This window comes from Nocardia sp. NPDC058176 (assembly GCF_042883805.1).
Taxonomy (GTDB): Bacteria; Actinomycetota; Actinomycetes; order Mycobacteriales; family Mycobacteriaceae; genus Nocardia.
In genome coordinates this window covers 2,462,869-2,487,782 of record NZ_JBHVVA010000001.1, presented here as the reverse complement: position 1 = coordinate 2,487,782, position 24,914 = coordinate 2,462,869, and the positions used below count along the sequence as shown (strand labels likewise).

Below are 24,914 nucleotides of genomic sequence, written 5' to 3'. Positions count from 1 at the left end.
CTCGCGACCAACTGACCCACCGTCACCGTGACGGGGAGTGCGTCTCGTCGGTGGTCACCCGCCAATCGCCACGACCGAGCACGTCGACCACCAGGGCGCCGATGTTCCAGGCGTCGTCCTCGCCCCGATGATGGCGGCCCACCAGCGTCAACCCGGCCAGCGGCAGCGCCGCCGCCATCCCCGGCCGCTTGCGCAATCCGTGGGACTCGCTGAAGACCTGCTTGGCATTGGTGTGGCGCCCACTGAACGGATACCGCACCCCCGTCGCCGCGCACTGGGTCCGGAACTGCTTGCGGTCGTAGTCGCCCCAGCTCGCCCACGGCCGCGACCCCGCCTCGAACTCGGTCGCCAGCAACCGGCACGCCTCGGCGAAATCCACGCCCGCGTCGACCTGCTCCTGGGTGAGCCCGGTCAGCTCGGTGCAGAACTCGCTCACCCGCGACCGCGTCGGCCGCACGAGAATCCCGTGCCTGCTCACCCGCGCCTTCGCCCCGAGATCCACCACGGTGATCCCCACCTCGATGATCTCGTTCACCTGCCCCGGCGGCGTCGGCCCCGCCCAGCACGTCGCCTCCACATCGACGACATTGAGCAATCCGGTCAGTGCGTTCATGACCCCGACGCTACGGCCCACACCCCGCGCCTTCCACCGGATTTCCGTTCCGCGCACGCACCCATACCCGACCACGACCACCGATGCCGCTGGTCACAACACCTGATCACCGGTCCGCTCCATCGCCTACGAGGGAGTCGATCACAGTGCGCGATATATCCGCCGGGCACTGGCAAGATTCCGCCGAGTGTTTCGAATGTGGCGTGTCGCGATGGTGATCGCGGTCGGTGTGGGTGTGACGAGTTGCGGTGCGAGCGCCGATGATCCGGGGACGGCGCGGACGCCCCCGGCGCCCGGCCTGGAACGGTTCTACGACCAGCGGGTGAGCTGGGCGGAATGCGACTCCTACGACGTGTACATCGACGACACCGAGCCGCCGATCCGGTGCGCCAGGATCGACGTCCCACTCGACTACGCGCGCCCGGACGGCACCGTCGTGCAGATCGCGCTCTCCCGGGTCGAGGCGAGCGAGCGGCGGATCGGCTCGGTGCTGATGCTGCCCGGTGGGCCGGGCGGGTCGGGGCTGTGGATGGCGAACTACGGGCGCGACACCGAGATCGCCCAGCGGTTCGACCGGATCGGGTTCGATCCGCGCGGGGTCGGGGACTCGATTCCCGCCGTCGCCTGCCTGACCGGACCGGAGACCGATGCCGAACGGGCCGAACCGCCACTGGAGAACACGCCGGAGGGGATCGCGGCGGCCGAACTCGATCTCATCGACTACGCCGAGGCGTGTGAGCGGCGCAACGGCCGGGACCTGCTCGCCCACCTGGGTACCCGCGAGGTGTCCCAGGACATGGATGTGGTTCGGGCCGTCCTGGACGAGGAGCGGTTGACCGCGGTCGGCTACTCCTACGGCACACGGCTCGGGTCGGCCTACGCGGAGCGGTTCCCGCAGCGGGTCCGGGCACTGGTGCTCGACGGGGCGGTCGATCCGTCGGCCGATCCCGTCGACGACGCCGTCACCCAGGCCGCCGGATTCCAGCAGGCCTTCGAGGCGTTCGCCGCCGCGTGCGTGCTGGATTCGGGGTGCCCGCTCGGTACCGATGCCGCCACGGCGGTGCGGAGCTTCCAGGAGCTGCTCGAGCCGCTGCGCACGGCACCGGCGTACACCGACGATCCGCGCGGACTGTCCTACAACGACGCCGTGTCCGGGGTGATCTGGTCGTTGTACTGGGAGGACGCGTGGGAAACACTGACCGCCGGGCTGGCGGAACTGCGCGAGGGTTACGGCGATGTGCTGCTCCAGGTGGCCGACCAGCTCGAGGATCGCCGCGACGACGGAACCTACGCGGGCTTCACCGACGCGTTCCATGTGATCCGCTGTGTCGACACCCCACGCATCCACGATCGCGCCGTCGTCGCCCGCCTCGACGCCGAATACCGGCGGGCGGCACCGTTCCTGGACGACGGGCGGGCCACCGGCGCCGCGCCGAAGGAACTGTGCGCCTTCTGGCCGGTGCCCAACACCACCGAGCCGCACACCCTGTCGATACCTGACCTGCCGCGGACCGTGGTGGTGTCGACGACCGGCGACCCGGCCACCCCGCACAGCGACGGCATCGCCCTGGCCCGCCAGCTCGACGCCGCGCTGATCACCTACGAGGGCAACCAGCACACGGTCGCCCTCCAGGGTGTGAGCTGCGTCGACGACGCGGTGATCCGCTACCTGGTCGACCTCGAGACACCGGCGGACGGGCTGCTCTGCTGACCGGTCGCCACAGCCGCTCACCGGCGACCGCGACCGGGTGTGTCCGATGGCACTGGACAGGCGCCCGACATGGGGACATGCCAGAATGTCGCACACCGACCACGACCCGCCGAGGAGAGAATCGATGCGCCTGTCGCCGCACGAGCAGGAACGGCTGCTGCTGAGTTATGCGGCCGAGCTGGCGCGCCGGAGGCAGGCGCGGGGACTCAAGCTCAATCATCCCGAGGCGGTCGCGCTGATCACCGATCACGTGCTCGAGGGGGCGCGCGACGGGCGGACGGTGGCCGAGCTGATGTCGTCGGGGCGCTCGGTACTGACCCGTGACGACGTGATGGACGGCGTGCCGGAGATGATCCACGACGTACAGGTCGAGGCGACGTTCCCCGACGGCACCAAGCTCGTCACCGTGCACCACCCGATCGGATAGGCGAGGCCATGATTCCCGGTGAGTATCTCTGTGCCGAGGGCACGATCGAGCTGAACGCGGGCGCGATCCGCGTGGAACTCGATGTCGTCAACACCGGCGACCGGCCGGTGCAGGTGGGCAGCCACGTGCACTTCCCGCAGGCCAACGCCGCGCTCGACTTCGACCGCGCCGCCGCGCACGGCCATCGCCTCGACATCCCGGCGGGCACCGCGGTGCGCTTCGAACCCGGTCTGCCGCAACGCGTTGCCCTGGTTCCGCTCGGCGGCACCCGCGAGGTCTACGGCATCAGCCCGAATCCGCCGGGACGCCTCGATGCCTGACACCCACCCGATCCGCACTCCGGGAGAGAGCCGATGAGCGAACTGAGCCGCGCCCGCTACGCCGAACTGTTCGGGCCCACCACCGGCGACCGCATCCGCCTCGCCGACACCGACCTGCTGATCGAGATCACCGAGGACCGCAGCGGCGGACCCGGCCTGGCCGGTGAGGAAGCCGTCTTCGGCGGCGGCAAGGTGCTGCGCGAATCGATGGGCCAGTCGCGCGCCACCCGCGCCGACGGCGCCCCCGACACCGTCATCACCGGCGTGGTGATCGTCGACCACTGGGGGATCATCAAGGCCGACGTCGGCATCCGCGACGGCCGCATCTGCGGGATCGGCAAGGCGGGCAACCCCGACACCATGTCGGGCGTGCACCCGGATCTGGTCGTCGGCCCGTCGACCGAGATCATCGCGGGCAACGGCCGCATCCTCACCGCGGGCGCCATCGACTGTCACGTGCACTTCATCTGTCCCCAGCTGATGGACGAGGCGCTCGGCGGCGGCATCACCACCCTCATCGGCGGCGGCACCGGCCCCGCCGAGGGCTCCAAGGCCACCACCGTCACCCCCGGCTCCTGGCATCTGGCCCGGATGCTGGAATCGCTCGACCACTGGCCGATGAACATCGTGCTGCTCGGCAAGGGCAACACGGTCAGCCACGAATCCATGTGGGAGCAATTGCGCGGCGGCGCATCGGGTTTCAAGCTGCACGAGGACTGGGGCTCCACCCCGGCCGCGATCGATGCCTGCCTCACCGTCGCCGATGCGGCGGGCGTGCAGGTGGCACTGCACTCCGACACGCTCAACGAAGCCGGTTTCGTCGAGGACACCCTCGCCGCCATCGCGGGCCGCGGCATCCACGCCTATCACACCGAGGGCGCGGGCGGCGGGCACGCACCCGACATCATCACCGTCGCTTCGCATCTCAACGTGCTGCCCAGCTCCACCAACCCCACCAGGCCGCACACCGTGAACACCCTCGACGAGCACCTCGACATGCTCATGGTGTGCCACCACCTGAGCCCGTCGATCCCCGAGGACCTGGCCTTCGCCGAGTCCCGGATCCGGCCCTCCACCATCGCCGCCGAAGACCTGCTGCACGATCTGGGCGCGATCTCGATGATCGGCTCGGACTCCCAGGCCATGGGCCGTATCGGCGAAGTGGTCATGCGCACCTGGCAGACCGCGCACGTGATGAAGAAGCGCCGCGGCGCGCTGCCCGGCGACGGCGCGGCCGACAATGCCAGGGTTCAGCGCTACATCGCCAAATACACCATCTGCCCGGCCATCTCGCACGGCCTCGACGACGAGATCGGCTCGGTGGAGGTCGGCAAACTCGCCGATCTGGTGCTGTGGGAGCCCGCGTTCTTCGGCGTCCGCCCGCACGCCGTGCTCAAGGGCGGCATGATCGCCTGGGCCGCGATGGGTGACGCCAACGCCTCCATCCCCACCCCGCAGCCGGTGCTGCCGCGCCCGATGTTCGGCGCCGCCGCCCCGGCCGCCGCGGCCACCTCACTGCACTTCGTCTCCGAACACGCCATCGCCGACGGCCTGGCCGACCGGCTGGACGTGCGCCGAAAGCTGGTGCCGGTCAAGAACGTTCGCCGGGTCACCAAGGCAGACATGCCGCACAACGACGCCATGCCGAACATCGAGGTCGATCCCGACACCTTCACCGTGCGCGTGGACGGCGAGGTCTGGACCGAGGCGCCGGCCACCGAACTCCCGATGGCCCAGCGCTACTTCCTCTTCTGACGACGAACGCCGCCGACCACGCTGTCGGCGGCATTCGAGGCCACTCTCGTTCAGTCGAACGAGCAGCCGGTGACCGGCTTGTCGGCGAGCCGGTCGAGCAGGTAGGAGATGGCGTTGTCCGGGCCGAAGCCGTCGATCAGTTCCGGGCCGAAGTGATTCGGGATCGTGGTGCCCGGCAGGATCGGCGGCAGCTCGTTGGTGCGGAAGGTGACCGTGCCGCCCTGACCGCACCAGTCCTCGGCGAGACGGCGGGCCTGACCGTAGGGGACGGTGTCGTCGTTGCGCCCGCTGGTGATCAGGACCGGGGTGGCCGGTGCGCGGCTGCCGAGACGCAGTTCGGCGAGTACCGGCGCGGCTTCGGGGAGATCGACCAGGTGCTCGCTCAGTGAGCGCCCGTCCACGGTCAGCGAATTGGTCCGCAGGAACGGGTGGTAGAAGATCAGGTCGGCCACACACGTCTCGCTCAGGGTCGCGAGCATGTCGCGCCCCTGCTGGGTGGTCACCCGATCCACCGCCGTGCTCAATGCGGGATAGCGGGCGAGCATGGCGTTGACGCCGTAGCCAATGGCGCCGCCGATCAGCGCGCCGTCGATGACCTCCACGATCGCCGAGAGGTCGGCGACCGGGCCGCCTGCCCAGGTGCCCTTGAGATTGAGCTCCGGCGCGTAGTCCGGCTGCATCTCCGCCGCGGCGGCGGTGGCCCCGCCACCCTGCGAGTACCCCCAGAAGACCACCGGGGTCTCGGGGCCGACACCGGCGAGCGTGTTGGCCGCGCGGGCGCCGTCGAGGACCGCGTGCGCGCTCTCGAACCGGTTGGCGTAGGTGTGGATTCCCGGGGTGCCGAGACCGATGTAATCGGTGACCAGCACGCGGGCGCCGAGCATGCTCCACGCGGCCGAGGACGGCAGTTCCTGGTTCGCCGAGATCCCGAGGGCCGGATCGGCGGTCACCGAGAGGCCGGTGGAGAACGCCACCGACATCGCGCACCGGTCGGCCTGCCCCGAGGTGCCCGGCCCGATCACCACGGTCGGGCGCGGGCCCTCGCCGCGCCAGGGGTTCGTCGCCTCGATGTAGGTGCCGGTCACCGCGACCGGGGAACCGTCCTGCAAGCGGCTGGTGTACATGACGTGCTGGGCCTGCGCCGGCCAGCCCGCTTCGGTGGGCGCGGTCGCCAGGATGGTCATCGGCTTGGTCTTGACGATCGCGCCCGGCTCCTGCGGGATCTGCGCGGGCGGGGTGTAGAAGCCGTCCAGTGGCGCGGCCGCCACCTGTCCGGCGCCGACGCCGTGACCAGCCGCCGCGGCCAGGCACACCAGTGCCGTCACTGCCGCGAGACGGGCCAGCGATCGTGTTCTTCGCATGCAACTCTCCATCGATGTCACCACGCCGGTGCGTGATGTGCGCCGCGTCGCAGTAGCAACCAGCCGTGACCCATGTCACCGGCCCGCGACCCTGGAACGGTAACACTGTTACTACTTCCTGGGCAATCAGGGTGCGGGAACCGCGTGCCCGGCCGGGCGAACCGGGTCGGGTACTCTCGGCGCCGAGCTGGGCGGGGCGGGAGCGACGCGTCCCGGACCACGGATCGCCGGACGGGCCGGCAGGAGGGGACGAGGGCCGATGGACAACCTGAACAACGCCGCCGACGAATTGTCGCGCTGGGCCGAGGATCTGGAGCGCAAGGCGCAGCGGTACCAGGAACTGCACGGCAAGATGACCGAGGTCAGCGTCACCGAGACCTCGGCCGACGGGCGGATCGGCGTCACCATCGATGCCAACGGGGTGACCACCGCCGTCACCCTGGCGCCCGCGGTCCGCGGGATGGACCCCGCCGCGGTGGCGAACGAGCTGATGGCGTGCACGCACCGCGCGCAGGCCCGGCTGCGGGATCGCGTGACCGGACTCGTCCACGACATGGTCGGCACCGACGACGCGGGCGAGGCCATCGTCGGCCAGTACGCCGAGCGCTTCCCCGATCCCGAACCGGCTCCCTCGGAGCAGGCCCCCACGCCACCCTCGCCCCCGGCGCCGCCTGCCGCCCCGTGGCCCGCCGCCACCGCGCCCGACGCGCCCGCGACCCGCAAGCCCGATCGTGACCGGGTGGTCGCCCCCGAGGAGCCGACCGACGAAGATCTGTTCTACCAGCGCAAATCCTGGCTGCAATAACTCCACGCGGTACCGGTCGCACCTTCGTGGGAACCGAACCACCCCCACGCGCGTCCAACTAGTCGACTCGAACAAATCCGCCGCCGGGAGGCGGCCGTGCAGAGAGTGGGGACGGCGAATGACGAGCAAGCAGGTCCAGGTGGCGCCGGGGGCGATTCGCGCCCACGCGGCGAAGGTGGGTGCGGTGGCCGTCGATCTGGCCGGCGCGCTGGAGGCCGCGAGCTATCTCGCCCACGCCGATGACGGGTACGGCACGCTCGTGCGCCCCTACGCCGCCATGATCCTGACCGACCTGCACGACTCGATCACCGAGGCCCTCACGACTCTCGACGAACTGACCGGTGCCATGCCCGGCAAATTGCGCACCGCCGCGGACGCTTTCGAGAACCGCGACGGCTCCTTCGCCGGCGACATCGCCGCGAGGGCCGCCGAGATCGCCGGGCGGGTGTGACCGTGGCCGAGCAGACCGCGCTGGGAACGTTCCTCAACGAGTCCGGGGTGTGGGTGCCCGGCGAAGATCTCGACACCTTCGACGACGCCCCCGCGCCCGCCAACGACCTGATCGCACCCGGCACCGATTTCCGCGACGAGTACTACCAGGAAACCAATCCCTTCCTGCGTAATGTCGGCCGCACCAGCCTGGCCGAGGGCGAGGACGCGGCCGACGGCGGAATCATGAAGGGCACCCTCGCCGGTGACACCTTCGAAGGCGCCTCGAACCTGGTCAACGCCTTCACCAGCGACTCCTCGATCACCGACAAGATCTCCGCCATCACCAGCGCCGCCGGGACCGCCGGGCAGTGGGGCGAACTGGCCAAGATGGGCACCGCCATCGCCAAGGGCTCCACCCTGGCCAAGTTCGACCCGTTCAACTTCCTCGGCAGCCAGCTGATGAGCTGGATGCTCGAACACGTCGAGCCGCTGCGCAAGACCCTGGACTCGCTGGCGGGCAATCCCGACATGGTCGAGGCGTATTCGGCCTCGTGGACCAAGATCGCCGAGCGGCTCACCGATGTGGCGCAGGAGTGGGCGACCCAGATCGAGGAGGGCACCGCCGAATGGATCGGCGCCGCCAGGGAGGCCTACCGCGCCAAGGCCACCGAACTGGCCGCGAGCATCGCCGAGAAGGCGGCGCTGGCCGAGGCGCTGGCCAAGGTCAACGACGCGATGAAGCGCATCGTCGAGGCGGTACGCGGGGTGATCACCGAGGTGCTCAGCAGTTTGGCGGGCATGCTGGCCGAGATCACCGCGCTGCTCATCGCCTCCGCGGGCACCGCCACCCCGGCGCTGATCGCGCGAGCGCTGTTCGACATCTCGTCCGCGAGCATGACCGTCTCGCAGCTGCTGATCACCATGGCCAAGGAACTCGTCAACGTCAAGCAGCTGGCCGGTGCGGCCAAGGAGATCATCCGAGGTGTCTACGAGGCGCAGACCGCCGCGGCCGGAGTCTGAGCGATGACGATCACCCTGCGCTGAATCCGGCGCCGACCGGGTCCGCGGTGGCAGACTGCCACCATGACCAATACCTGGGAAGACGTCGATTCCTATGTCGTTGACACTCTCGTGGGCACCGAGGGTTCGCCCGCGCTGGCGGCCAACGCCTCGGCCGGGCTGCCCGCGATCGACGTCTCCCCGCCGCAGGGCAAACTGCTGAATCTGCTGGCCCGCACCGCCGGTGCGCGGCGGGTGCTCGAGATCGGCACGCTCGGCGGATACAGCACGGAGTGGCTGGCGCGCGCGGTCGGTGACGGCGGACTCGTCGTCACCCTCGAGTTCGAGCCGCGTCACGCCAAGGTCGCGCGCGAGAACCTGGACCGGGCGGGCGTCGGCGCGCGGGTCGACATCCGGGTCGGCGCCGCGCTGGACACCCTGCCCGGTGTCGCCGAGGACGCGACCGAGCCGTTCGACCTGGTGTTCATCGACGCCGACAAGGTGAACAACCCCAACTACGTGCAGTGGGCGCTGCGCCTGACCCGGCCGGGTTCGGTGATCATCGTCGACAATGTCGTGCGCGGCGGCGCGGTCGCCGACGAGCACTCCGAGGACCCGAACGCGCTCGCGAGCCGCGAACTGATCGAATTGCTCGCCGCCGAACCGAGCCTGGACGCGACGGTGATCCAGACGGTCGGTTCCAAGGGGTGGGACGGATTCGCCTACGCGGTCGTCAACGGGCCCGCGTCCTGAGCACGCTTCACGCGGCGGACACCTCGGGGGCGACTGCCGGGCATCGGTGATTCACCGCGGGTTATCCGCTGTCGATAGCGTGGGAGGTACTCGACAAGGAGCCGCGTCATGGAGTTCCGACACCTCGTCTCGTTCATCGCCATCGCCGAGGAACTGCACTTCGGTCGTGCCGCGCGGCGCCTGCACCTGACCCAGCCGAGTCTGAGCGCCCAGCTGCAGAAGCTGGAGCGCTCGCTCGGCGTGCAACTGGTCGCCCGGACCTCCCACGAGGTGCGGTTGACTCCGGCGGGCCGGGAGTTCGAGGTACAGGCCCGCCAGATCGTCGCCCAGCTCGACCGGGCCGCCCAGGTCGCCAAGGCCACCGCCGAGGGCAGGGCGGGCAGCCTGAGCATCGGCTACAACCTGCCCGCGAGCAGGCACATCCTCCCCGACGCGCTGACCAGGCTGACCGAGCGTCATCCCGATGTCGGCGTGACGCTGTGGGAGAAGCGCACCGGCCCGCAACTGGCGGCACTGGCCGACGGTTCCCTGGACGTGGCGCTGGTCTACGGCCATCCCGCCACCGCGGAGTTCCGGTATCGCCGTGTGCTGCACCGGATTCCGCTGGTGGCCGTGGTCGGCAAGCGGCACCGCTGGGCCGAGCGCGCCGCGGTGCCGTTCGCCGAACTCCAGGACCAGCAGTGCGTGCTGTTCGCGCGCGAGCAGTGTCCGGCGATGTACGACGCCATCCTGCGCTCGGCCGCCGCGACCCGGATCGCGCTCACCGTCACCCATTCGGCCGACGATCCCGGCGCCACCGCGCACATGGTCTCGGTGCGGCCGCTGGTGGGTTTCGCCTCGCTGCCGCGGGCGATCGCGGAGGGGATGGGTGCCGCGCACAGCAGTTCGGTCGCGGTGAAGCTGCTCGACCCGGTCCCCACCCTGGACGTGTACGCGGTGTGGCGCGCCGATGACCCCAATCCCGCGGTCGCGCTGTTCCTGGACTGCCTCGACGCGGCCCGCGATCTGCCGGTCCTGTCGGTCTGACCGACTCACTTGAGCCCCGACCGCACGAACGCGTTGACGATCTGGCGCTGCAGCACCAGATACAGCAGCAGCACCGGCAGACACGCCAGCCCGGCCAGCGCCATCATCGGCCCCCACTGATCGCCCTCGGTGCCCATGAAGCTGCGCAGGCCCAGCTGCAGTACGGAATTGGACTGCCGCAGCACCACCGCGGGCCAGAAGTACTCGTTCCAGGAATTGATGAACAGCAGGATGCCCAGCGCGGCGAGCGCGGGCCGCAGGTTCGGCACCACCACCGTCCACAGGATCGACCACGACGAGCGGCCGTCGATCCGCGCCGCGGCGATGAGCTCCTTGGGGAACGCCGCCATGTGCTGGCGCAACAGCAGCACCGCCAGCGCCGAGCACATCGTCGGCAGCACGACGCCGATCAGCGTGTTGATCAGCCCGAGCTGGGTGAGCAGGATGTAGTTGGGCAGCATGGTGACCTGGAACGGCACCAGCCAGATCCCGACGAAGGCCAGGTACAGCACCCGCTGCAGCGGAAAGGTGTACACCGCGAAGGCGTACGAGGCGAGCAGCGCGATCAGCAGCTGGGCGGTCGCGGACAGGATCGCCACGAAGAACGTGTTGGCGATCAGACCGAGGACGTCGACCTTGTCGGCGGCGTCGAGGAAGTTGTCGATCGACAGCGGCCACGGCAGCGGCGACAGCGAGGTGACGTCCTGCGGCCTGCGCAACGCGGTCGCGAACAGCCAGTAGATCGGGAACACGCACACCAGCGAGGTCCCGGCGAGCAGCAGATGGCTGCCCACGCCGCGTAGACGCTCAATCATCATGGAAGGCAACCTTTTCCGAGATCCAGACCAGCAGCGCCGCCAGCACACCGAACCCGACGAACAGCAGCACGCCCGCCGCGGCGCTCAGGCCGGCGTCGAAGGAGCGGAAGGCGTAGTCCCACAGCAGGTAGTAGATGTTGGTGGTGGACTGGGACGGGCCGCCCTGGGTCATCGAGTCGATCAGCGGGAAGGTCAGGGTGGGGGTGAGCAGGACGGTGGTGAGCACGAGGAACACCAGGGTGGGCGAGAGCAGCGGCAGGGTGATCCAGCGCCGGATCTGGCCGGGTGAGGCGCCGTCGACCTGGGCGGCCTCGCCGTAGTCGCCACTGATTCCGGCGAGCCCGGCCCACACCACCAGCACGGCGAAGCCGAGCAGCTGCCAGCCGGTGATCACGATGATCACCAGGTGCGAGGTGGAGGCGTCGTAGACCCAGTTGTGCCCGGTGCCGAGGAGCTGGTCGACGAAGCCCGCGCCCGGATGCAGCAGCCACCGCCAGACCGCGGCGGTCGCGACAGGGGCGATGAGGAACGGGGCGAAGATCAGCGCCTGGTAGATCGTGCGCGACCGGCCGAGAATCCGCCTGCTCGCCAGCGCGATCAGCACCGGCAGGAACACGGTGAACGGCAACAGGGCACCGATGAGCACACCGGTGCGGCCCAGCGACGCCCAGAACGACGGAAGTTCCAGCAGCCGGGTGTAATTGGCCGTGCCGACCGGAATCATCGGCGCGGTCGGCAGCAGGTTCCACGAATACGTCGACAGCTGCACCGCCTGGGCCAGCGGCCGATAGGTCCACACCACCAGCAGCACGAGTGCCGGGGCGAGGTACAGGTAGGGCGCGGCGAGCCGGGCGACCCGGCGCCGGGTGAACCGACGCGGCACGGTGGCCGCCTCGGTGCGCACCGGCGCCGGGGTTTCCTCGAGGACGAACACCGTCACCGCGCCTGTGCCACGTGCGCGACGATCTGGTCCAGGATCTCGTCCTCGGCGCGGTCGTAGACCGGTTCGGCCGGGGTGGCCTCGATCGCGGTGGCCAGGATCGTGTCGCCGACGAGATCGATACGGCTGTAACCGAATCCGGCGAAACCGCGCTGCCTGCCCACCGGTGCCATCGGATCGAGGCGATACGCCAGCGCGGGCCCGATCCACACCGGGATCCCGGCCAGCGCGGCCGCCGCGGTGAGGTGGTTGTGCCCGCACAGGATCATCCGGACATCCGTGCCCGCCACCACGGCCGCCAGGTCCTCGGCATTTTCGAGCCTGAGCAGATCGGTCGCCGGAACCGAGGACGGCAGCGGCGGATGGTGCAGGATCAGCAGAGTCCCGCGCGGGGCCGGTTCGCGCAATTGCGCTGCCAGCCAGACCAACTGCTCGGGTTCGAGATAACCGTCGTGGCGCGTCGGCGTGGTGCTGTCGAGGGTGATGACGCGCAGGCCGTCGATCTCGGTGCGCTGATCGTGCGGCTGGTCCGGATCGACGGTGCCGGGCTCGCGGTCGAGCAGTTCGACCGCGAAGGCCACCCGCTCGTCGTGATTGCCCATGGCATAGATGATCTGGGCATCCAGGTCCGCCGCGACCGGCTCGACGGCCGCGCGCAGCCGTCGATACGCCTCGGGGGAACCGTCGTCGGTGAGATCGCCCGAGAGCACCAGCGCGTCGACCGGCTGACCGGCCTCGCGGAGCAGGGTCAGCACGCGGGTGAGGTTGGCGTGGGTGTCGACCGTGCCGCGCAGGAGTTCACCGGCCGGGCGCAGGTGGGTGTCGGTGAGCTGGACGATCGTCAGCTCGCTGCGGCCGCTCATGTCGTCGGGAGGAGTTTGTTGCCCTCGGTCTGGGCTGCGGTCAGGGTGGACTGCGCGTCTTTGCCCTGGAACACGACCGCCTCGATCGCGTCCATCATGCCGTCGCGCATCTGCAGGTAGTTGTTGCCCGGCATGGACACCCACGGCTCCATGGTGGCGAGCTGGGCGACATTGGGCTTGAGCAGGGGGTTGGCCTCGGCCCAGTCCTTCAGGGCGTCGGGCTGCTCGAGCAGGCCGGTGCGCAGCGGCAGATAGCCGATCTTCGTCGCGATCTTCACGAAGGACTCCTCACTGGTGAGGAACTTGATCAGCTCCCAGGAGGCACGCTGCTTGGCCGGATCGTTGGACAGGATGTGCAGGCCCGCACCGGAATTGGTCGGCACGATCGGCTTGCCGCCGAAACCGGGCATCGGGGCCGAGCGCAGATCCCACTTGTCCTTGGCGCCGGTCACGAACATGCTCTGCAGGGCACTGGTCTCCAGCATCATCGCGACATCGCCGCGCGCGAACGCCTCCCAGCTCTGCGGCTGGTTCAGCTTGGGCATGCTGCCGGTGTTCACCAGATCCTGGGCCATCCGGACCACCTCGACGGCGGCCGGATCGGCGTAGGTGAGGGTGCTGCGGTCCTCGGCGATGACGCGGCCACCGTTGGAGCGCACCAGCGACTGGAAGCACCAGTCCTTGGCCGACTTGGTGAGGCAGTCGATGTACACCCCGCCCTTACCGGTGCGGTCGGCGATCACCTTCGCGGCCTCGGCCACCTCGGCCCAGGTGGCCGGCACGTCGGCCGGGTCGAGACCGGCGGCGGTGAACAACGAGGCGTTCAGGTACAGCACCGGCGTGGAGAACACGAACGGCACACCATAGGTGTGGCCGTCCCAGTCGTCGAGGGTGCGGGCGCGCGGGGCGTAGGCGTGCGGGGAACCGTCGAAGTTGGCGGCCACCTCGTCCGCGCCGACCAGGGTGTCGAGCGGCTTGGCGCGCAGCTGGGTGATCGTGAAGTCCAGATCGCTGAAGCCGAGCTGGGCGACATCGGGCGGGGTGCCCGCGACCAGCTGGTTCTGGATGCTGGAGATGGTGTCGGTCGCCGGGTTGGGGCTGTTGCCCTGCGGCTTCTGCGCGGTGACCTTGATGTTGGGGTACTTCTGGCCGAACTCGCCGAGGAGTTCGTCGAAGGTCTCGGTCCACGCGCCCGCGGCGCCGTAGCTGTAGGACTCGAAGGTGATCTCGACCTGCTGGTCGGGGGCGAGTTCGGGGATCTGCGCGGCCGCCGTGTCGTCGGTGGCCACGGTGCCGCCCAACCCGCAGCCGCTCAGCGCGACGGCGGTGGCGAACACCACGCCCAGTATGGGCAGGGTGCGTTTCATGGTGATTCTCCTCATCGGGGTGGTGCGGAAGATCAGGCGGCCGGTACGGCGAGCGCGTCGGTGTTCGGGCTCGGCTCCGGTTGCGGCGCTTGCCAACTCAGGCGCAGGCCGGTGTCCGGGTCGAACAGGTGGATGTCGGCCGGGTCGACGCGCAGCGCGATGTCCTCACCCGCGCCGACCCGCGCGGGGCGCGGCGTGCGCAGGCACAGTTCGGTCGGTCCGGTGTCGAGGTGCACGAGTTCCTCGCTGCCGAGGTTCTCCACCATCCGGACCCGGCCGCGGATCGCGGTCGCGCTGTGGTCGATGCGCAGGCGTTCGGGGCGGATGCCGACGATCACGGCGCGGGTGCCGGACTCGTCCGCCGGTGCGGGGATGTCGAGCGCCGCGTCGACGCCGTCGGCGACCACGCGCAGGCCGTCCTCACCCACCGTGACGACGGCGGGGAACAGATTCATCGGTGGTGCGCCGAGAAAACCCGCGACGAAGGTGGAGCGCGGCCGGTCGTAGAGCTCGGCCGGGGTGCCGCACTGCTCGACCCGGCCCTCGTTGAGCAGGGCGATGCGGGTGGCCATCGTCATCGCCTCGACCTGGTCGTGGGTGACGTAGAGGAAGGTCGCGCCGAGGCGCTGGTGCAGCGCGATCAGTTCGGCCCTGGTCGCGCTGCGCAGTTTGGCGTCGAGATTGGACAGCGGTTCGTCCATGAGGAACGCGCCGGGATCGCGAACCATGGCCCTGGCCAGCGCGACCCGCTGGCGCTGCCCGCCCGACAGCGCCACCGGACGGCGATCGAGCAGCGCCGAGAGCTCCAGCGTCGCCGCCACTTCGCCCACCCGCTGGGCGATCTCGGCCCGCGGTCTGCGCCGCGCCCGCAGCGGGAACCCGATGTTGCGCGCCACCGACAGGTGCGGATACAGCGCGTAACTCTGGAACACCATCGCCAGGTCCCGGCGCTGTGGCGCGGCGTCGGTGACGTCGACGCCGTCGACCAGGATGCGGCCCGCGCTCGGTTCCTCCAGTCCCGCGATCATCCGCAGCAGCGTGGACTTACCGCATCCGCTCGGACCGAGCAGGACCAGGAATTCCCCGTCGGCGATGTCGAGGCTGACCTCGTGTACCGCGTAGGCGGTGTCGAATCGTTTCGATACCGCGTCGACCTGTAGCCGGGCCACGTCGCTCCTTCACACCGGTGGACTCGTGGCTTCAGTGTCGAGGCGCGGCGCGGGTGGGTGCGGTGGCGATAGTGGATGCCGATCGGCCGATCGAGGCAGGTGGCGAGCCGGCCGGCGGCCGGGTCAGCGCAGGCGGACGGGCAGGTCGAGCAGGCCCCGGATGAGCGTGCTGGTCTGCCAGCGGGCGGTGCCCGCGGTGGGTGCGAGGCGCAGATCAGGGTAGCGGCGCAGCAGGGCGGTGAAGGCGATGGCGGCTTCGAGCCGGGCCAGTGGCGCACCGACGCAGAAGTGGATGCCGTGGCCGAAGGCGAGATGTCCCGCCGTCGGGCCGTCGAGGGTCAGCACGTCGGGGTCGTGGAAGCGGGCCGGGTCGCGATTGGCGGCCGAGAGGGCGACGTAGACCAGTTCGCCTTCGGGAATCTCGGTGCCGCCCAGGGTGACCGGTTCCCCGGTGAAGCGCACCGTCGCCATGTCGACCGGGCCGTCGAAGCGCAGGAACTCCTCCACCGCGGCGGGTACCCCGTCGGGGTCGGCGCGCAGGGCCTCCCACTGCCCGGGGTCACGCAGCAGCGCGTACACGCCGTTGCCGATCAGATTGACGGTGGTCTCGTGGCCCGCGACCAGCAGCAGGAACGCCATCGCCACGAGCTCGGTGTCGGTGAGGCGGTCGCCGTCGTCGTCGGCGAGGGTCAGCTGGGAGAGCAGATCGTCGGCGGGCTCGGACTGCTTGGCGCGCACCAGGTTCGACAGATAGCGGGTCATCGCGGCCGCGGCCGCCGAGCGCTCCTCGTCGGCCACACCGGCGACGCCGAGCAGGGACCTGGTCCAGGACTGGAAGTCGGCGCGGTCGGCCAGCGGCACCCCGAGCAGTTCGCAGATCACCGTCACCGGAAGGGGATTGGCGAAGGTGTCCATGAGGTCGACCTCGACCTCGTCCGCGGCGGCCATCGCGTCGAGCAGCGACTCGGTGATCTCTTCGATGCGCGGGCGCAGCGCCGCGACCCGGCGGGTGGTGAACGCCTTGTTCACCAGTTTGCGCAACCGGGTGTGGCCCGGCGGGTCGGTGCTGAGCATGTGGGTGAGCAGGGCCAGCGACTGCGGATCGGTGGGCGGCACCTGCCGTTTGTGGTCCAGGATCGCGGCGGCGCCGGCCATGTCCTTGCGCAGGCGTGGATCGGCCAGCGCGGCCCTGGCTTCGGGGTAGCCGACCACCACCCACCGCACGACGTCGTCGGGGAAGCGGACCCGGTGGACGGGCCCGTCGGCGCGCCAGCGGCGGTAATGGGCGTGCGGGTCGTCGAAGAAGTCGGCGCCGATGGACTCGATGCGGGTGGGAGCGGAGAGGTCGGCCATGCCATCGACGGTACCTACTCGCGCTGACGGACTCCGGCGGATCGTGCTCGTCGGGAAGGTGGAGCGCCGCTACGGAAAGGGTTGTGGTGGTAGATGATTCGTCATTCGTTATCGACGGTGGCCTGGACGATGTCGAGAAAGGCCGTGGCGGCGGGTGTCCGGCCGGACTCGCTCCAGACGACGTACTCGACCCGGGTCGGCGCGTCGGTGACCTCGACCGTCACCACGCCGGTGAGCTGCGGCGCGTAGGCCGCGGGCAGCATGGCCACGCACAGGTCCTGTTCGACCAGCCGGGCGATGTAGTCCGCGGTGGTCACCTCGAACGCGACATCACGGGCGAGGCCCGCGGCGGTGAAGGCCAGATCGGATTGGGCGCGGGCGGCCGTGCCCGCGGGCAGGTCGACGAAGACCTCGGTGGCGAGTCGGTGCAGGTCGACGGCCGGTTCGGCAGCCAGTGCATGACCGGGTGCGACCACCGCGACGAGACGGTCGCGCGCGAGCTCGCGCACGGCGACCCCGCGCGGTGGACCGGTGTCCGGGAGGCCGAGGAAGGCCACGTCGAGCAGTCCCTGTTCGACCCGCTCGGCCAGCTCGTCACTGGCCCCGACCCGCAGGCTGATCCGCACCTGCGGGTGGCGGTTGCGGAACGCGCGCAGCGCGGCGGGCAGGTCGAGCGCGGTGACCGTCGGGATCAGGCCGACGGCGAGCCTGCCGCGCACCTCACCGACCGCGGCGGCCACCTCGGCGGCGGCGCGTTCGGCGGCGTCGAGGCACTGGCGCGCGGCGGGCAGGAAGGCCGCGCCCGCCGGGGTCAGCCGGACCCGGCGGCTGGTCCGTTCGAACAGTTTCGCCCCGAGTTCGCGCTCCAGGCGGGCGATCTGGTGGCTCAGCGCCGACTGCACGACGTGGCATTGCCGCGCGGCCTTCGTGAAGCTGTTCGTCTCGGCGACGGCGAGGACGTAGCGCATCTGCTGGAGCTCCATCGATCCATCGTGAATCACGATCCGTGCGGTGACAAACATGTGTTGGATTCATTGATCCGCGGCCGGTGAGATGGACGAATGAGACGAATTCTCGGCATCGGCGCGGCCCTGATCTGCGTCGCGATGACCGTGGCGCCTGCTTCCGCCGACGCACCGCTGTTCCCCGACACCCTCTCCCTGCCCGCCGGATTCCGGCCCGAGGGGATCGCGATCGGCACGCTGCCCATCGCCTACCTCGGCTCCATGGCTGACGGTTCCATCTATCGTGCCGATCTGGTGACCGGGCACGGGCATGTCCTCAGTCCGGGACCGGGGACACCGGCGCTCGGATTACGGCTCGACGACCGAGGCAGGCTGTTCGTCGCGGGCGGCACCGGCGGCGACGTCCGGGTCATCGACAGCTGGACCGGTGCGGTGCTGGCGAACTATGCCGTCGCGAGTTCACCGGACACCTTCGTCAACGATGTGGTGTTCACCCCCGAGGGCGAGTGGTTCACCGATTCGACCGCGCCGGTGCTCTATCACCTGCCGATCGGACCCGACGGAGCGCTGCCCACGCCCGATGCGGTGGTGCGGGTTCCACTGAGCGGCGATATCGCCTATGTGCCAGGCGAATTCAATGCCAATGGGATCGTGCGCACGCCGGATGGCGCCGGGCTGCTCGTCGTGCAGTCGGTGACCGGTGAGCTGTTCCGAATCGACCCGGCCACCGGTGTGGCACGGCGAGTCGATCTCGGTGGCGAGCGGCTGCCCGACGGTGACGGCATGTTCGCACGAGGCGACACCCTGCTCGTGGTCGAGAACCGGTCCAACACGATCGCGGTGCTCACCCTCGACCACACCGGAACCACCGGCACCGTCGAACGGCGAATCACCGACCCGCGCTTCGACATCCCCGCCACCATCGCGTCCTTCGGCGACCGCCTCTACCTGCCGAACGCCCGATTCACCACGCCGCCCGGGCCTCAGACGCCCTATACCGCGGTGGCCGTCGATCAGCCCTGGTAGGCGAGCGGATGGCGATACCGGATGCGATCGCGTGCCGGACCGAGTGCGAGAAGACCGTGGAGAGTCGGTGCGGGCGTCCACTCCCCGCACGGTGATCGGGGTCAGCGAGCGCCGGCGTGCAAGACCACTTTGCCGTTGCGGCCGGGGGTTTCGGAGACGACAGCGGCCTCGGCGGCCTGGTCGAGGGGGAACTCGGCCTGGACGTCGAGGCGTAAGGTGCCGTCGGCGGCGAGGCCGACGAGCTCGGTGATCAGGCGGAGGTAGTCGGCGCGGTCGATCTCCGCGCTGCGCTGCTGGCCCCAGAAGCCCTTCACCACAGCCTGTTTGAAGATCACGGCACCGGTATCGATGATGAGCGGCTTGCCCGAGAGAGCGCCGAAGGAGATCAGCTCGCCGCGCGGAGCCAGCAGGGACATGAGCGAGCCCGCGGCCTGGCCGCTGACCTGGTCGACGGCCCGCACGATCGGTTCGCCACCGGTGAGCTCGGCGGCCCGCTCGGCCCAGCCCGGCGCTTCGGTGTCGACCACCGGGCCGTAACCGAGCTGGTCGAGGGCCTGCACCGAGGCAGGGCCGCGGACCAGACTGAGCACCCGCACGCCACGCTGCCGGGCGAACAGGTTCACCAGGCGGCCGACCGCGCCGTTGGCCGCGTTCACCGTGATCCACTGGCCGGGCTCCACCCGCAGGTCGTCGAGCAGCATCAGCGCGCTCAGCGGCATCGCGAGGAGCTGACAGGCGGTCTCGTCCGGCACCGACGGCGGCATCGGAACCACCTGCTCGGCGCGGGTGAGGAAGAAATCGGCCCACGCCGCGCGGGTACCGGCGACCGCGACACGCTGACCGACCTCGACCCGGTCGACACCGGGGCCGACCGCGTCGACGACACCGGCCGCCTCGGTGCCCGGAATCGCGGGCAGCGGCGGTTTGTAGCCGTAGACGCCGCGGATGATCGCCAGGTCGTGATTGTGGATCGGCGACAGCGTCGTCGCCACCCGTACCTCACCCGGCCCCGGCTCGGGGGTGGGCACCGACTGCGCGGTGAGCACGTCCTTCGGATCGCCGAACCGGTCGATGACGACAGCCTGCATGTCCGCCTCCGTGGTGGTTACGAGTCCCGCCCGAGCACGTTCGCGTTCCATTGTGCACCGAGGCCGGTGCGGGCCGGTCGGACGCGTACGGTTTCGCGCGCCGGACCGGCCGCTCAGCTGATGGGGGTCTCGTGGACCGCCCGCCACCTCAGCGGCGAGCCGGGTGTCTCGACGAGTACCGCGCTCACCCGCCGGTCGCTGGTGCCCGCACCGAGGCGATGCCGCTCGCGGAAGCGGACCACGACGGTACTCCCGTCGTCGACCACGGTGTCGACCTCGGTGATCTCGATCGCCAGGCCCGGTTGCGCATTGCGGGCCCCGCGCAGGCCGGTCAGCAATTGGTCACGGTCGAGGACGGCGCCGTCGGTGGTGACCATGCTGAACGCCGGGTGCTGGGCGGCGGCGAAGCGTTCGAACACCACCGGCGGTGCGGCCGAACCCAGCCAGGTCGACAGGTCTTCGTGCAGGGCGTGCACGGCGGCGAGAACTTCCGGTCGGGGCAGGGGAGTGCTCATCCTCGCGATACTAGGCCGAGGCACCCGGTCGGGTCGCTGTCAATACGCCGCAGGATGGAGGTGTGCGTAGGGGTTTCGCGGCGCGGAAGTCGCTCCCAGGGGGGATGCCCCAGCGGTGCGGCGTCCCTACCCTTGTCCCATGGCCGACGCACTCGGAACCCGTTCGACCGCAGCCGTTTCCGGCCGGCGCATCGCCGAGGTCGACATGCTGCGCGGCCTCGCCCTGTTCGGCATTCTGGTCACCAACGCGGTGGTGGCCACCACGCTGTGGTCGGTGTACGGCACCAAGGACGAACCGGTGTTGCGGTTCGACGGTGCCGTCGACCAGGTGGTGCGAGCTACCGTCGACGCACTCTTCTCCGGGCGCTTCTACCTGCTGTTCGCGTTCCTGTTCGGCTACTCGTTCACGCTGCAGATCGCCGCCGCGCGGCGTGCGGGAGTCGCGCCGACGCGCCGGCTGCTGCGCCGATGCCTGGCACTGATGGTGATCGGCGCTGTCCATGTCTGGCTGCTGTGGTTCGGTGACATCCTCACGCTGTACGCGTTCCTGTGCCTGATCCTCATCGCCTTACGCAAACTCCGGCCGCGTACCGCGGTGATCACCGGTGTGGTGTTGTACACGCTCTGGTCGGCGTTGAGTTTCCTGCCCGGCGACAACAGCAGCATCCTCGCGCTCGGCCAGATCATCGACCTGCCCGCCCTCGCGGCAGGCTACACCGGCAGCTTCGCCAAGACCTTCGACGCCCAGGCCGGTCTCGCGCCGATCTTCGTCCTGGTGATCTGGTTCATCCAGGGTGTACCGAGCCTGGCCATGTTCCTGATCGGCATGGCCGCGGGCAAACGCAACCTCTTCGACGACGCGGACACCCTGCGCCGCTGGGCGCCGCGCGTGCTGGTGATCGGTCTCGGTCTCGGACTGCCGATCTCGGCACTGACCTTCGCCGACAAGATGTCGTGGTGGAACGCGCCCTCGCTGATCGCCGGCCTGCAGCAGCTGGTGAACCCGGCCATGACCTTCGCCTACATCGCCGCCATCGTGCTCGCCGCCCAGTCCGCCCGCACCGCCCGCGCCACCGCACTGCTCGCCCTCGCGGGACGGATGGCCGCGACGAACTACATCGGGCAGTCGGTCGTCCTCATGCTCGTCTACACCGGGTACGGCTTCGCTCTGGCCGACGACATCGCCCCGCTGGGCGTGATCGCGATCGGCCTGCTCACCTTCGCCGCCCAGCTCGCACTCAGCGCCTGGTGGCTGCGCCGGCATCCCTACGGTCCTGTCGAATGGGTACTTCGCGCGGCCACCTACCTGAGCATCCCGGCCTGGCGTCGGCCCGCCGAGCAGTCACCGACCGCGAAGAGCTGACGGTGTCCGGCAGGTAGCGCCTCGGCACCGGCCGACAGCCGCGAGCATGCGTGCCGGAAACTTTTGCGGTGCTGTGCCTTTCGGCTATTGCGTGGCATTCTGGGTGTCGCGGTGGAATTCGGCTCGCCAGCGGTACAGGCCGGGCACGTCGGCGCGGGGGAGACGTTCGACGCGGACCGGGGTCACATCGGTATCGGCGAAGGAATCGATGTCGGCGGCGGTGAGCGGCCACGGTGGGCCCGGTGCGGGCGCGGTGCTGATGTCGGCGATGACCAGCAATGTCGCCTCGGGCGCGAGGAATTCGCGGATGCTCCTGATCGCGGTGGCGCGGACCTCCGGCGGCAGCGACTGGACGGTGATCGACTCGACGACGAGGTCGAACGTGCCCTGCCAGGCGGCGGGCGGACGCAGGAGATCGGCGACCTTGTAGGTGACCGGTGACTGCGGGAAGCGGGCCCGCGCCGCACGGATCGCGGTGGGGGAGATGTCGAAGGCAGTGGTGCGAATGCCCTGGGCGGCAACGAATTCCGCATCGGTGCCGTAACCGCAGCCGATCACCAGCCCCCGCGCACACGGCGCCGGCGACCGATCGCGCAGCCAGTCGGCGAGCAGCGGATTCGGCTCGTCCCGATCCCACGGCACCACCGAGGTCCCCGCCGCGGCTTCGGCATACAGCGGCTCGAACCATCCCGTCGGATCGTTCGCCGCCAGCGATTCGGCGGCCAGCCGACGATCGGCGGGCGTCTGCGCGTCGGTCATGCCTCCAGTCTCCACCACCACGCGCCCCTCGCGCGTCCTGGTCAGGTGATCACCAGGCTCTGGTGGCGTGTCCTACTCGGCCGATGCCGCCACCAGAGCCTGATGATCTCGGTCGTCAGCGGGCGGCGCGGGCGGCGAAGCCGTCGCAGAGGGCTTCCAGGCCGAGGGTGAGGAGGTCCTGGGAGGTGAGGTTGCTGACGCCGGCGCCTTCGAGGTCGGCCAGGGCGGGCGGGACGGGGAATTGGGGGCGGCCTTCGAGGAGGTCGCGCAGGCCGTTGGTGTCGTCGGTGGCGGTGCGGCGCTCGGCGAGCAGGGCACCGCCGACGACCGGCAGGCTCGCGCCGGAGATGTAGTTCCAGACCGTGAACGCCATGGTGGTGGCCTCGCGGGCGGAGACGTCGAGCTCGCGCAGACCCTCGACCAGCCAGGCGAGGCTGGCCAGCCCCTGCGGGCCGAAGCTGTAGCGAGGGACCGCGAAGGTGAGCAGGACCCAGGGATGGCGCTGGTAGAGCTGCCAATCGATCTCGGCCGCGATGCGGACCCGGTCCCGCCACGTCCAGCCCTGGCCGGTGGGGTCGGGGTAGGGGTGGTGGGCGGCGATCTCGTCGGTCATCTCCGCGATCAGCTCGTCCTTGTTCGCCACATGCCGATACAGCGACATGGTGCCGACCTCGAGCCGGTCGGCGATGCGGCGCATCGACACCGCGTCGAGGCCGTCGGCGTCGGCGAGGGCGATCGCGGCGTCGACGATCGCGGCTCGGGTGAGCTTCGCGTCAGTCATCCCATGACTCACTTTCCGTTTTCCCCATTCATGCGTACACTGTACCCATTCCCTGCGTACGGCGTACGCAAACCCCTGGAAGGATGTCGGAATGACGAAGCTGGAACCGGCGCTGCCCACCGCGGCCGCCGGTGGACGCCGCGCGTGGCTCGGGCTGGGCGTGCTGTTGTTGCCGGTGCTGCTGGTGTCGATGGACATCTCGGTGCTGTTCCTCGCCATGCCGACGCTCACGGCGGATCTGGATCCCAGTGCCGCCCAACAGCTCTGGATCCTCGACATCTACGGGTTCATGCTGGCAGGCCTGCTCATCACCATGGGCAATCTCGGCGACCGGATCGGCAGGCGCAACATCCTGCTCGCGGGCGCGGCGGTCTTCGGCCTGGCCTCGGTGCTCGCCGCGTTCGCGCCCAGCTCGGCGGTCCTCATCGCCGCGCGCGTGCTGATGGGCATCGGTGGCGCGACCCTGCTGCCGTCGAGCCTGGCGCTGATCTCGAACCTGTTCCCCGACGTCCGGCAGCGCGCGACCGCGATCGGCATCTGGACCGCCTTCTTCGCCGGCGGCTCGGCGGTCGGGCCGATCATCGGTGGCGTACTGCTGCACCACTTCTGGTGGGGCTCGGTCTTCCTGATCAACATTCCCGTGCTGGCGATCCTGCTGCTGTTCGGGCCGCTGCTGCTGCCCGAACACCGCTCCGCCGCGCTCGGGCCGATCGACCTGCCCAGCGTCGCCCTCTCCATCGGCGGCATCCTGCCGCTGATCTACGGCATCAAGCACATCGCGGCCGAGGGCTTCGACCCGGTCTCGCTGCTGATCGCCGCGCTCGGCGTCGCGCTGCTGGTGGTGTTCGTGCGCAGGCAGCGCGGGCTCAGTGAGCCGCTGCTGGATCTGAGCCTGTTCACCCGGCCGCTGTTCCGGGTGGCGATCGGGGCGAGCATGGCCGGGATGATGTCGCTGGCCGCGCTGAGCTACCTCACCAGCGTGTACCTGCAGTCGGTCACCGGGCGTGACGCGCTGCAGGCCGCGCTGCTGGGCATTCCGATGGCGATCGCGGTGTTCGTCTGCTCGATGAGCGGCGCCAGGATCGGCCTGCGGCTGGGCGTGCGGGCCACGTTCACGCTGGCGCTGGTGCTCTCGGCGGTGGGCAACCTGATGCTGCTCGGTGTCGGGGTCGACGGCGGGCTGATGTGGTACGTCGCCGGGTCGGCGATCGCGGGTGTCGGCTACGGCATCTCGTTCACGCTGGTCTCGGACGTGGCGGTGTCGGCGGTGCCGGCCGAACGCGCGGGCTCGGCGGTGGGTATCTCCGAGACCAGTTTCGAACTCGGCAACGCGCTCGGCCTGGCCCTGCTCGGTTCGGTGGCCGCCCTGGTGTTCCGCTCCGGCGGGAACTTCGGCGAGACACTGGGCGACACCTTGGCCCACTCCGGCGGCGACACCGGGCTGATCCACGCCGCCCGCGAATCGTTCGTCAGCGGCATGCACGTCGCCACGACCGGCGGCGCCCTGCTGCTGCTCGCGATGGCGGCCCTGGCCTGGCGCTCGGCCCGCGGCGAGCGTGTGACCGTCTCCGGACACTGATCGGCTGGTCGCCGGTCGGCCTGGGCCGCCGCGCGGCGGTGACCGGTTGATCGGCGCTCGGCCTACGGCGGCTGCGCGACCGGCGTAGAGCATCAGCCAGTGGCGCTCGCCCGTGACCAGCTCCCC

25 protein-coding genes are annotated in these 24,914 nt (G+C 70.1%); 12 read left to right on the top strand and 13 right to left on the bottom strand.

Annotation, left to right across the window (positions count from 1 at the left end; genetic code table 11):
* Positions 1–22: 22 nt before the first annotated feature.
* Entirely contained in the window at positions 23–613 is a 591-nt protein-coding gene (locus ACFVVM_RS11595) for an exonuclease domain-containing protein (protein ID WP_387616311.1), read from the bottom strand.
* A gap of 211 nt (positions 614–824) precedes the next feature.
* Between ACFVVM_RS11595 and ACFVVM_RS11590 the strand changes: the two genes are divergently transcribed.
* From ACFVVM_RS11590 to ACFVVM_RS11575, 4 genes are all read left to right on the top strand, one after another.
* A complete protein-coding gene (locus ACFVVM_RS11590; RefSeq protein ID WP_387616309.1) occupies positions 825–2,324 on the top strand; it encodes an alpha/beta fold hydrolase in 1,500 nt (499 codons plus the stop codon).
* Positions 2,325–2,448: 124 nt separating this feature from the next.
* A complete protein-coding gene (locus ACFVVM_RS11585; protein ID WP_218716289.1) occupies positions 2,449–2,751 on the top strand; it encodes an urease subunit gamma in 303 nt (100 codons plus the stop codon).
* A gap of 8 nt (positions 2,752–2,759) precedes the next feature.
* Positions 2,760–3,071, top strand: a complete 312-nt coding sequence (locus ACFVVM_RS11580; RefSeq protein ID WP_071927576.1) for an urease subunit beta — start codon at positions 2,760–2,762, stop codon at positions 3,069–3,071.
* A 33-nt stretch (positions 3,072–3,104) separates the two neighbouring features.
* The gene (locus ACFVVM_RS11575; protein ID WP_387616307.1) at positions 3,105–4,826 is read left to right on the top strand and encodes an urease subunit alpha; all 1,722 of its coding nucleotides are present in this window, start codon (positions 3,105–3,107) and stop codon (positions 4,824–4,826) included.
* 50 nt (positions 4,827–4,876) lie between these two features.
* Here the strand turns inward: ACFVVM_RS11575 and ACFVVM_RS11570 are convergent, their stop codons facing one another.
* Positions 4,877–6,187 carry a lipase family protein gene (locus tag ACFVVM_RS11570; RefSeq protein ID WP_387616305.1) on the bottom strand — a complete coding sequence of 437 codons (1,311 nt, stop codon included), beginning with the start codon at positions 6,185–6,187 and terminating at the stop codon, positions 4,877–4,879.
* Between the two features lie 259 nt (positions 6,188–6,446).
* On the opposite strand from ACFVVM_RS11570, the gene ACFVVM_RS11565 reads away from it, so the two are divergent.
* From ACFVVM_RS11565 to ACFVVM_RS11545, 5 genes are all read left to right on the top strand, one after another.
* Entirely contained in the window at positions 6,447–6,992 is a 546-nt protein-coding gene (locus ACFVVM_RS11565; protein WP_387616303.1) for a YbaB/EbfC family nucleoid-associated protein, read from the top strand.
* Between the two features lie 118 nt (positions 6,993–7,110).
* Positions 7,111–7,443: a type VII secretion target gene (locus tag ACFVVM_RS11560; RefSeq protein ID WP_387616301.1), complete on the top strand. Its 333-nt coding sequence runs from the start codon at positions 7,111–7,113 to the stop codon at positions 7,441–7,443.
* A 2-nt stretch (positions 7,444–7,445) separates the two neighbouring features.
* Positions 7,446–8,444 (top strand): hypothetical protein, encoded by a 999-nt coding sequence (locus ACFVVM_RS11555; RefSeq protein WP_387616299.1) that lies wholly within the window; start codon positions 7,446–7,448, stop codon positions 8,442–8,444.
* Between the two features lie 63 nt (positions 8,445–8,507).
* Complete coding sequence (locus ACFVVM_RS11550; RefSeq protein WP_387616297.1) at positions 8,508–9,176, top strand: O-methyltransferase; 669 nt, start codon at positions 8,508–8,510, stop codon at positions 9,174–9,176.
* A gap of 108 nt (positions 9,177–9,284) precedes the next feature.
* Positions 9,285–10,202: a LysR family transcriptional regulator gene (locus ACFVVM_RS11545; RefSeq protein ID WP_387616295.1), complete on the top strand. Its 918-nt coding sequence runs from the start codon at positions 9,285–9,287 to the stop codon at positions 10,200–10,202.
* 5 nt (positions 10,203–10,207) lie between these two features.
* Here ACFVVM_RS11545 and ACFVVM_RS11540 read toward each other — a convergent pair whose 3' ends face one another.
* From ACFVVM_RS11540 to ACFVVM_RS11510, 7 genes are all read right to left on the bottom strand, one after another.
* Positions 10,208–11,020 (bottom strand): carbohydrate ABC transporter permease, encoded by an 813-nt coding sequence (locus ACFVVM_RS11540; RefSeq protein ID WP_387616293.1) that lies wholly within the window; start codon positions 11,018–11,020, stop codon positions 10,208–10,210.
* The gene (locus ACFVVM_RS11535; protein WP_387616291.1) at positions 11,010–11,960 is read right to left on the bottom strand and encodes a carbohydrate ABC transporter permease; all 951 of its coding nucleotides are present in this window, start codon (positions 11,958–11,960) and stop codon (positions 11,010–11,012) included. Before ACFVVM_RS11535 ends, ACFVVM_RS11540 begins: the two co-directional genes overlap by 11 nt.
* Entirely contained in the window at positions 11,957–12,823 is an 867-nt protein-coding gene (locus tag ACFVVM_RS11530; protein ID WP_387616289.1) for a metallophosphoesterase, read from the bottom strand. The genes ACFVVM_RS11535 and ACFVVM_RS11530 overlap by 4 nt, the downstream gene beginning before the upstream one ends.
* Positions 12,820–14,190 (bottom strand): ABC transporter substrate-binding protein, encoded by a 1,371-nt coding sequence (locus ACFVVM_RS11525; protein ID WP_387616287.1) that lies wholly within the window; start codon positions 14,188–14,190, stop codon positions 12,820–12,822. The genes ACFVVM_RS11530 and ACFVVM_RS11525 overlap by 4 nt, the downstream gene beginning before the upstream one ends.
* Positions 14,191–14,222: 32 nt before the next feature.
* Positions 14,223–15,359 (bottom strand): ABC transporter ATP-binding protein, encoded by a 1,137-nt coding sequence (locus ACFVVM_RS11520; RefSeq protein ID WP_387616285.1) that lies wholly within the window; start codon positions 15,357–15,359, stop codon positions 14,223–14,225.
* 123 nt (positions 15,360–15,482) lie between these two features.
* Positions 15,483–16,712 carry a cytochrome P450 gene (locus ACFVVM_RS11515; RefSeq protein ID WP_387616283.1) on the bottom strand — a complete coding sequence of 410 codons (1,230 nt, stop codon included), beginning with the start codon at positions 16,710–16,712 and terminating at the stop codon, positions 15,483–15,485.
* 101 nt (positions 16,713–16,813) lie between these two features.
* Positions 16,814–17,695 (bottom strand): LysR family transcriptional regulator, encoded by an 882-nt coding sequence (locus ACFVVM_RS11510; RefSeq protein ID WP_387616281.1) that lies wholly within the window; start codon positions 17,693–17,695, stop codon positions 16,814–16,816.
* A gap of 78 nt (positions 17,696–17,773) precedes the next feature.
* Here ACFVVM_RS11510 and ACFVVM_RS11505 point away from each other — a divergent pair, with 78 nt between their 5' ends.
* Complete coding sequence (locus tag ACFVVM_RS11505; RefSeq protein ID WP_387616279.1) at positions 17,774–18,703, top strand: SMP-30/gluconolactonase/LRE family protein; 930 nt, start codon at positions 17,774–17,776, stop codon at positions 18,701–18,703.
* 101 nt (positions 18,704–18,804) lie between these two features.
* Here the strand turns inward: ACFVVM_RS11505 and ACFVVM_RS11500 are convergent, their stop codons facing one another.
* Positions 18,805–19,791, bottom strand: coding sequence for a zinc-binding dehydrogenase (locus tag ACFVVM_RS11500; RefSeq protein ID WP_387616277.1), 987 nt, complete (start codon positions 19,789–19,791; stop codon positions 18,805–18,807).
* Between the two features lie 113 nt (positions 19,792–19,904).
* Entirely contained in the window at positions 19,905–20,306 is a 402-nt protein-coding gene (locus ACFVVM_RS11495; protein ID WP_387616275.1) for a DUF4440 domain-containing protein, read from the bottom strand.
* Positions 20,307–20,445: 139 nt separating this feature from the next.
* On the opposite strand from ACFVVM_RS11495, the gene ACFVVM_RS11490 reads away from it, so the two are divergent.
* Positions 20,446–21,669 (top strand): DUF418 domain-containing protein, encoded by a 1,224-nt coding sequence (locus ACFVVM_RS11490; RefSeq protein WP_387616273.1) that lies wholly within the window; start codon positions 20,446–20,448, stop codon positions 21,667–21,669.
* A gap of 84 nt (positions 21,670–21,753) precedes the next feature.
* On the opposite strand, the gene ACFVVM_RS11485 is transcribed toward ACFVVM_RS11490, so the two are convergent.
* On the bottom strand, positions 21,754–22,428 hold the full coding sequence (locus ACFVVM_RS11485; RefSeq protein WP_387616271.1) for a class I SAM-dependent methyltransferase: 675 nt from the start codon (positions 22,426–22,428) through the stop codon (positions 21,754–21,756).
* A gap of 115 nt (positions 22,429–22,543) precedes the next feature.
* Entirely contained in the window at positions 22,544–23,209 is a 666-nt protein-coding gene (locus ACFVVM_RS11480) for a TetR/AcrR family transcriptional regulator (protein WP_387616269.1), read from the bottom strand.
* A gap of 91 nt (positions 23,210–23,300) precedes the next feature.
* Here ACFVVM_RS11480 and ACFVVM_RS11475 point away from each other — a divergent pair, with 91 nt between their 5' ends.
* Positions 23,301–24,788 carry an MFS transporter gene (locus ACFVVM_RS11475; RefSeq protein ID WP_387616267.1) on the top strand — a complete coding sequence of 496 codons (1,488 nt, stop codon included), beginning with the start codon at positions 23,301–23,303 and terminating at the stop codon, positions 24,786–24,788.
* Positions 24,789–24,914 lie beyond the last annotated feature (126 nt).

Coding starts and splice junctions, on each gene's coding strand:
- ACFVVM_RS11595 (WP_387616311.1), bottom strand. CDS start 613: ATGAACGCACTGACCGGATTGCTCAATGTCGTCGATGTGGAGGCGACG.
- ACFVVM_RS11590 (WP_387616309.1), top strand. CDS start 825: ATGGTGATCGCGGTCGGTGTGGGTGTGACGAGTTGCGGTGCGAGCGCC.
- ACFVVM_RS11585 (WP_218716289.1), top strand. CDS start 2,449: ATGCGCCTGTCGCCGCACGAGCAGGAACGGCTGCTGCTGAGTTATGCG.
- ACFVVM_RS11580 (WP_071927576.1), top strand. CDS start 2,760: ATGATTCCCGGTGAGTATCTCTGTGCCGAGGGCACGATCGAGCTGAAC.
- ACFVVM_RS11575 (WP_387616307.1), top strand. CDS start 3,105: ATGAGCGAACTGAGCCGCGCCCGCTACGCCGAACTGTTCGGGCCCACC.
- ACFVVM_RS11570 (WP_387616305.1), bottom strand. CDS start 6,187: ATGCGAAGAACACGATCGCTGGCCCGTCTCGCGGCAGTGACGGCACTG.
- ACFVVM_RS11565 (WP_387616303.1), top strand. CDS start 6,447: ATGGACAACCTGAACAACGCCGCCGACGAATTGTCGCGCTGGGCCGAG.
- ACFVVM_RS11560 (WP_387616301.1), top strand. CDS start 7,111: ATGACGAGCAAGCAGGTCCAGGTGGCGCCGGGGGCGATTCGCGCCCAC.
- ACFVVM_RS11550 (WP_387616297.1), top strand. CDS start 8,508: ATGACCAATACCTGGGAAGACGTCGATTCCTATGTCGTTGACACTCTC.
- ACFVVM_RS11545 (WP_387616295.1), top strand. CDS start 9,285: ATGGAGTTCCGACACCTCGTCTCGTTCATCGCCATCGCCGAGGAACTG.
- ACFVVM_RS11540 (WP_387616293.1), bottom strand. CDS start 11,020: ATGATGATTGAGCGTCTACGCGGCGTGGGCAGCCATCTGCTGCTCGCC.
- ACFVVM_RS11530 (WP_387616289.1), bottom strand. CDS start 12,823: ATGAGCGGCCGCAGCGAGCTGACGATCGTCCAGCTCACCGACACCCAC.
- ACFVVM_RS11525 (WP_387616287.1), bottom strand. CDS start 14,190: ATGAAACGCACCCTGCCCATACTGGGCGTGGTGTTCGCCACCGCCGTC.
- ACFVVM_RS11515 (WP_387616283.1), bottom strand. CDS start 16,712: ATGGCCGACCTCTCCGCTCCCACCCGCATCGAGTCCATCGGCGCCGAC.
- ACFVVM_RS11510 (WP_387616281.1), bottom strand. CDS start 17,695: ATGGAGCTCCAGCAGATGCGCTACGTCCTCGCCGTCGCCGAGACGAAC.
- ACFVVM_RS11505 (WP_387616279.1), top strand. CDS start 17,774: ATGAGACGAATTCTCGGCATCGGCGCGGCCCTGATCTGCGTCGCGATG.
- ACFVVM_RS11500 (WP_387616277.1), bottom strand. CDS start 19,791: ATGCAGGCTGTCGTCATCGACCGGTTCGGCGATCCGAAGGACGTGCTC.
- ACFVVM_RS11495 (WP_387616275.1), bottom strand. CDS start 20,306: ATGAGCACTCCCCTGCCCCGACCGGAAGTTCTCGCCGCCGTGCACGCC.
- ACFVVM_RS11490 (WP_387616273.1), top strand. CDS start 20,446: ATGGCCGACGCACTCGGAACCCGTTCGACCGCAGCCGTTTCCGGCCGG.
- ACFVVM_RS11485 (WP_387616271.1), bottom strand. CDS start 22,428: ATGACCGACGCGCAGACGCCCGCCGATCGTCGGCTGGCCGCCGAATCG.
- ACFVVM_RS11480 (WP_387616269.1), bottom strand. CDS start 23,209: ATGACTGACGCGAAGCTCACCCGAGCCGCGATCGTCGACGCCGCGATC.
- ACFVVM_RS11475 (WP_387616267.1), top strand. CDS start 23,301: ATGACGAAGCTGGAACCGGCGCTGCCCACCGCGGCCGCCGGTGGACGC.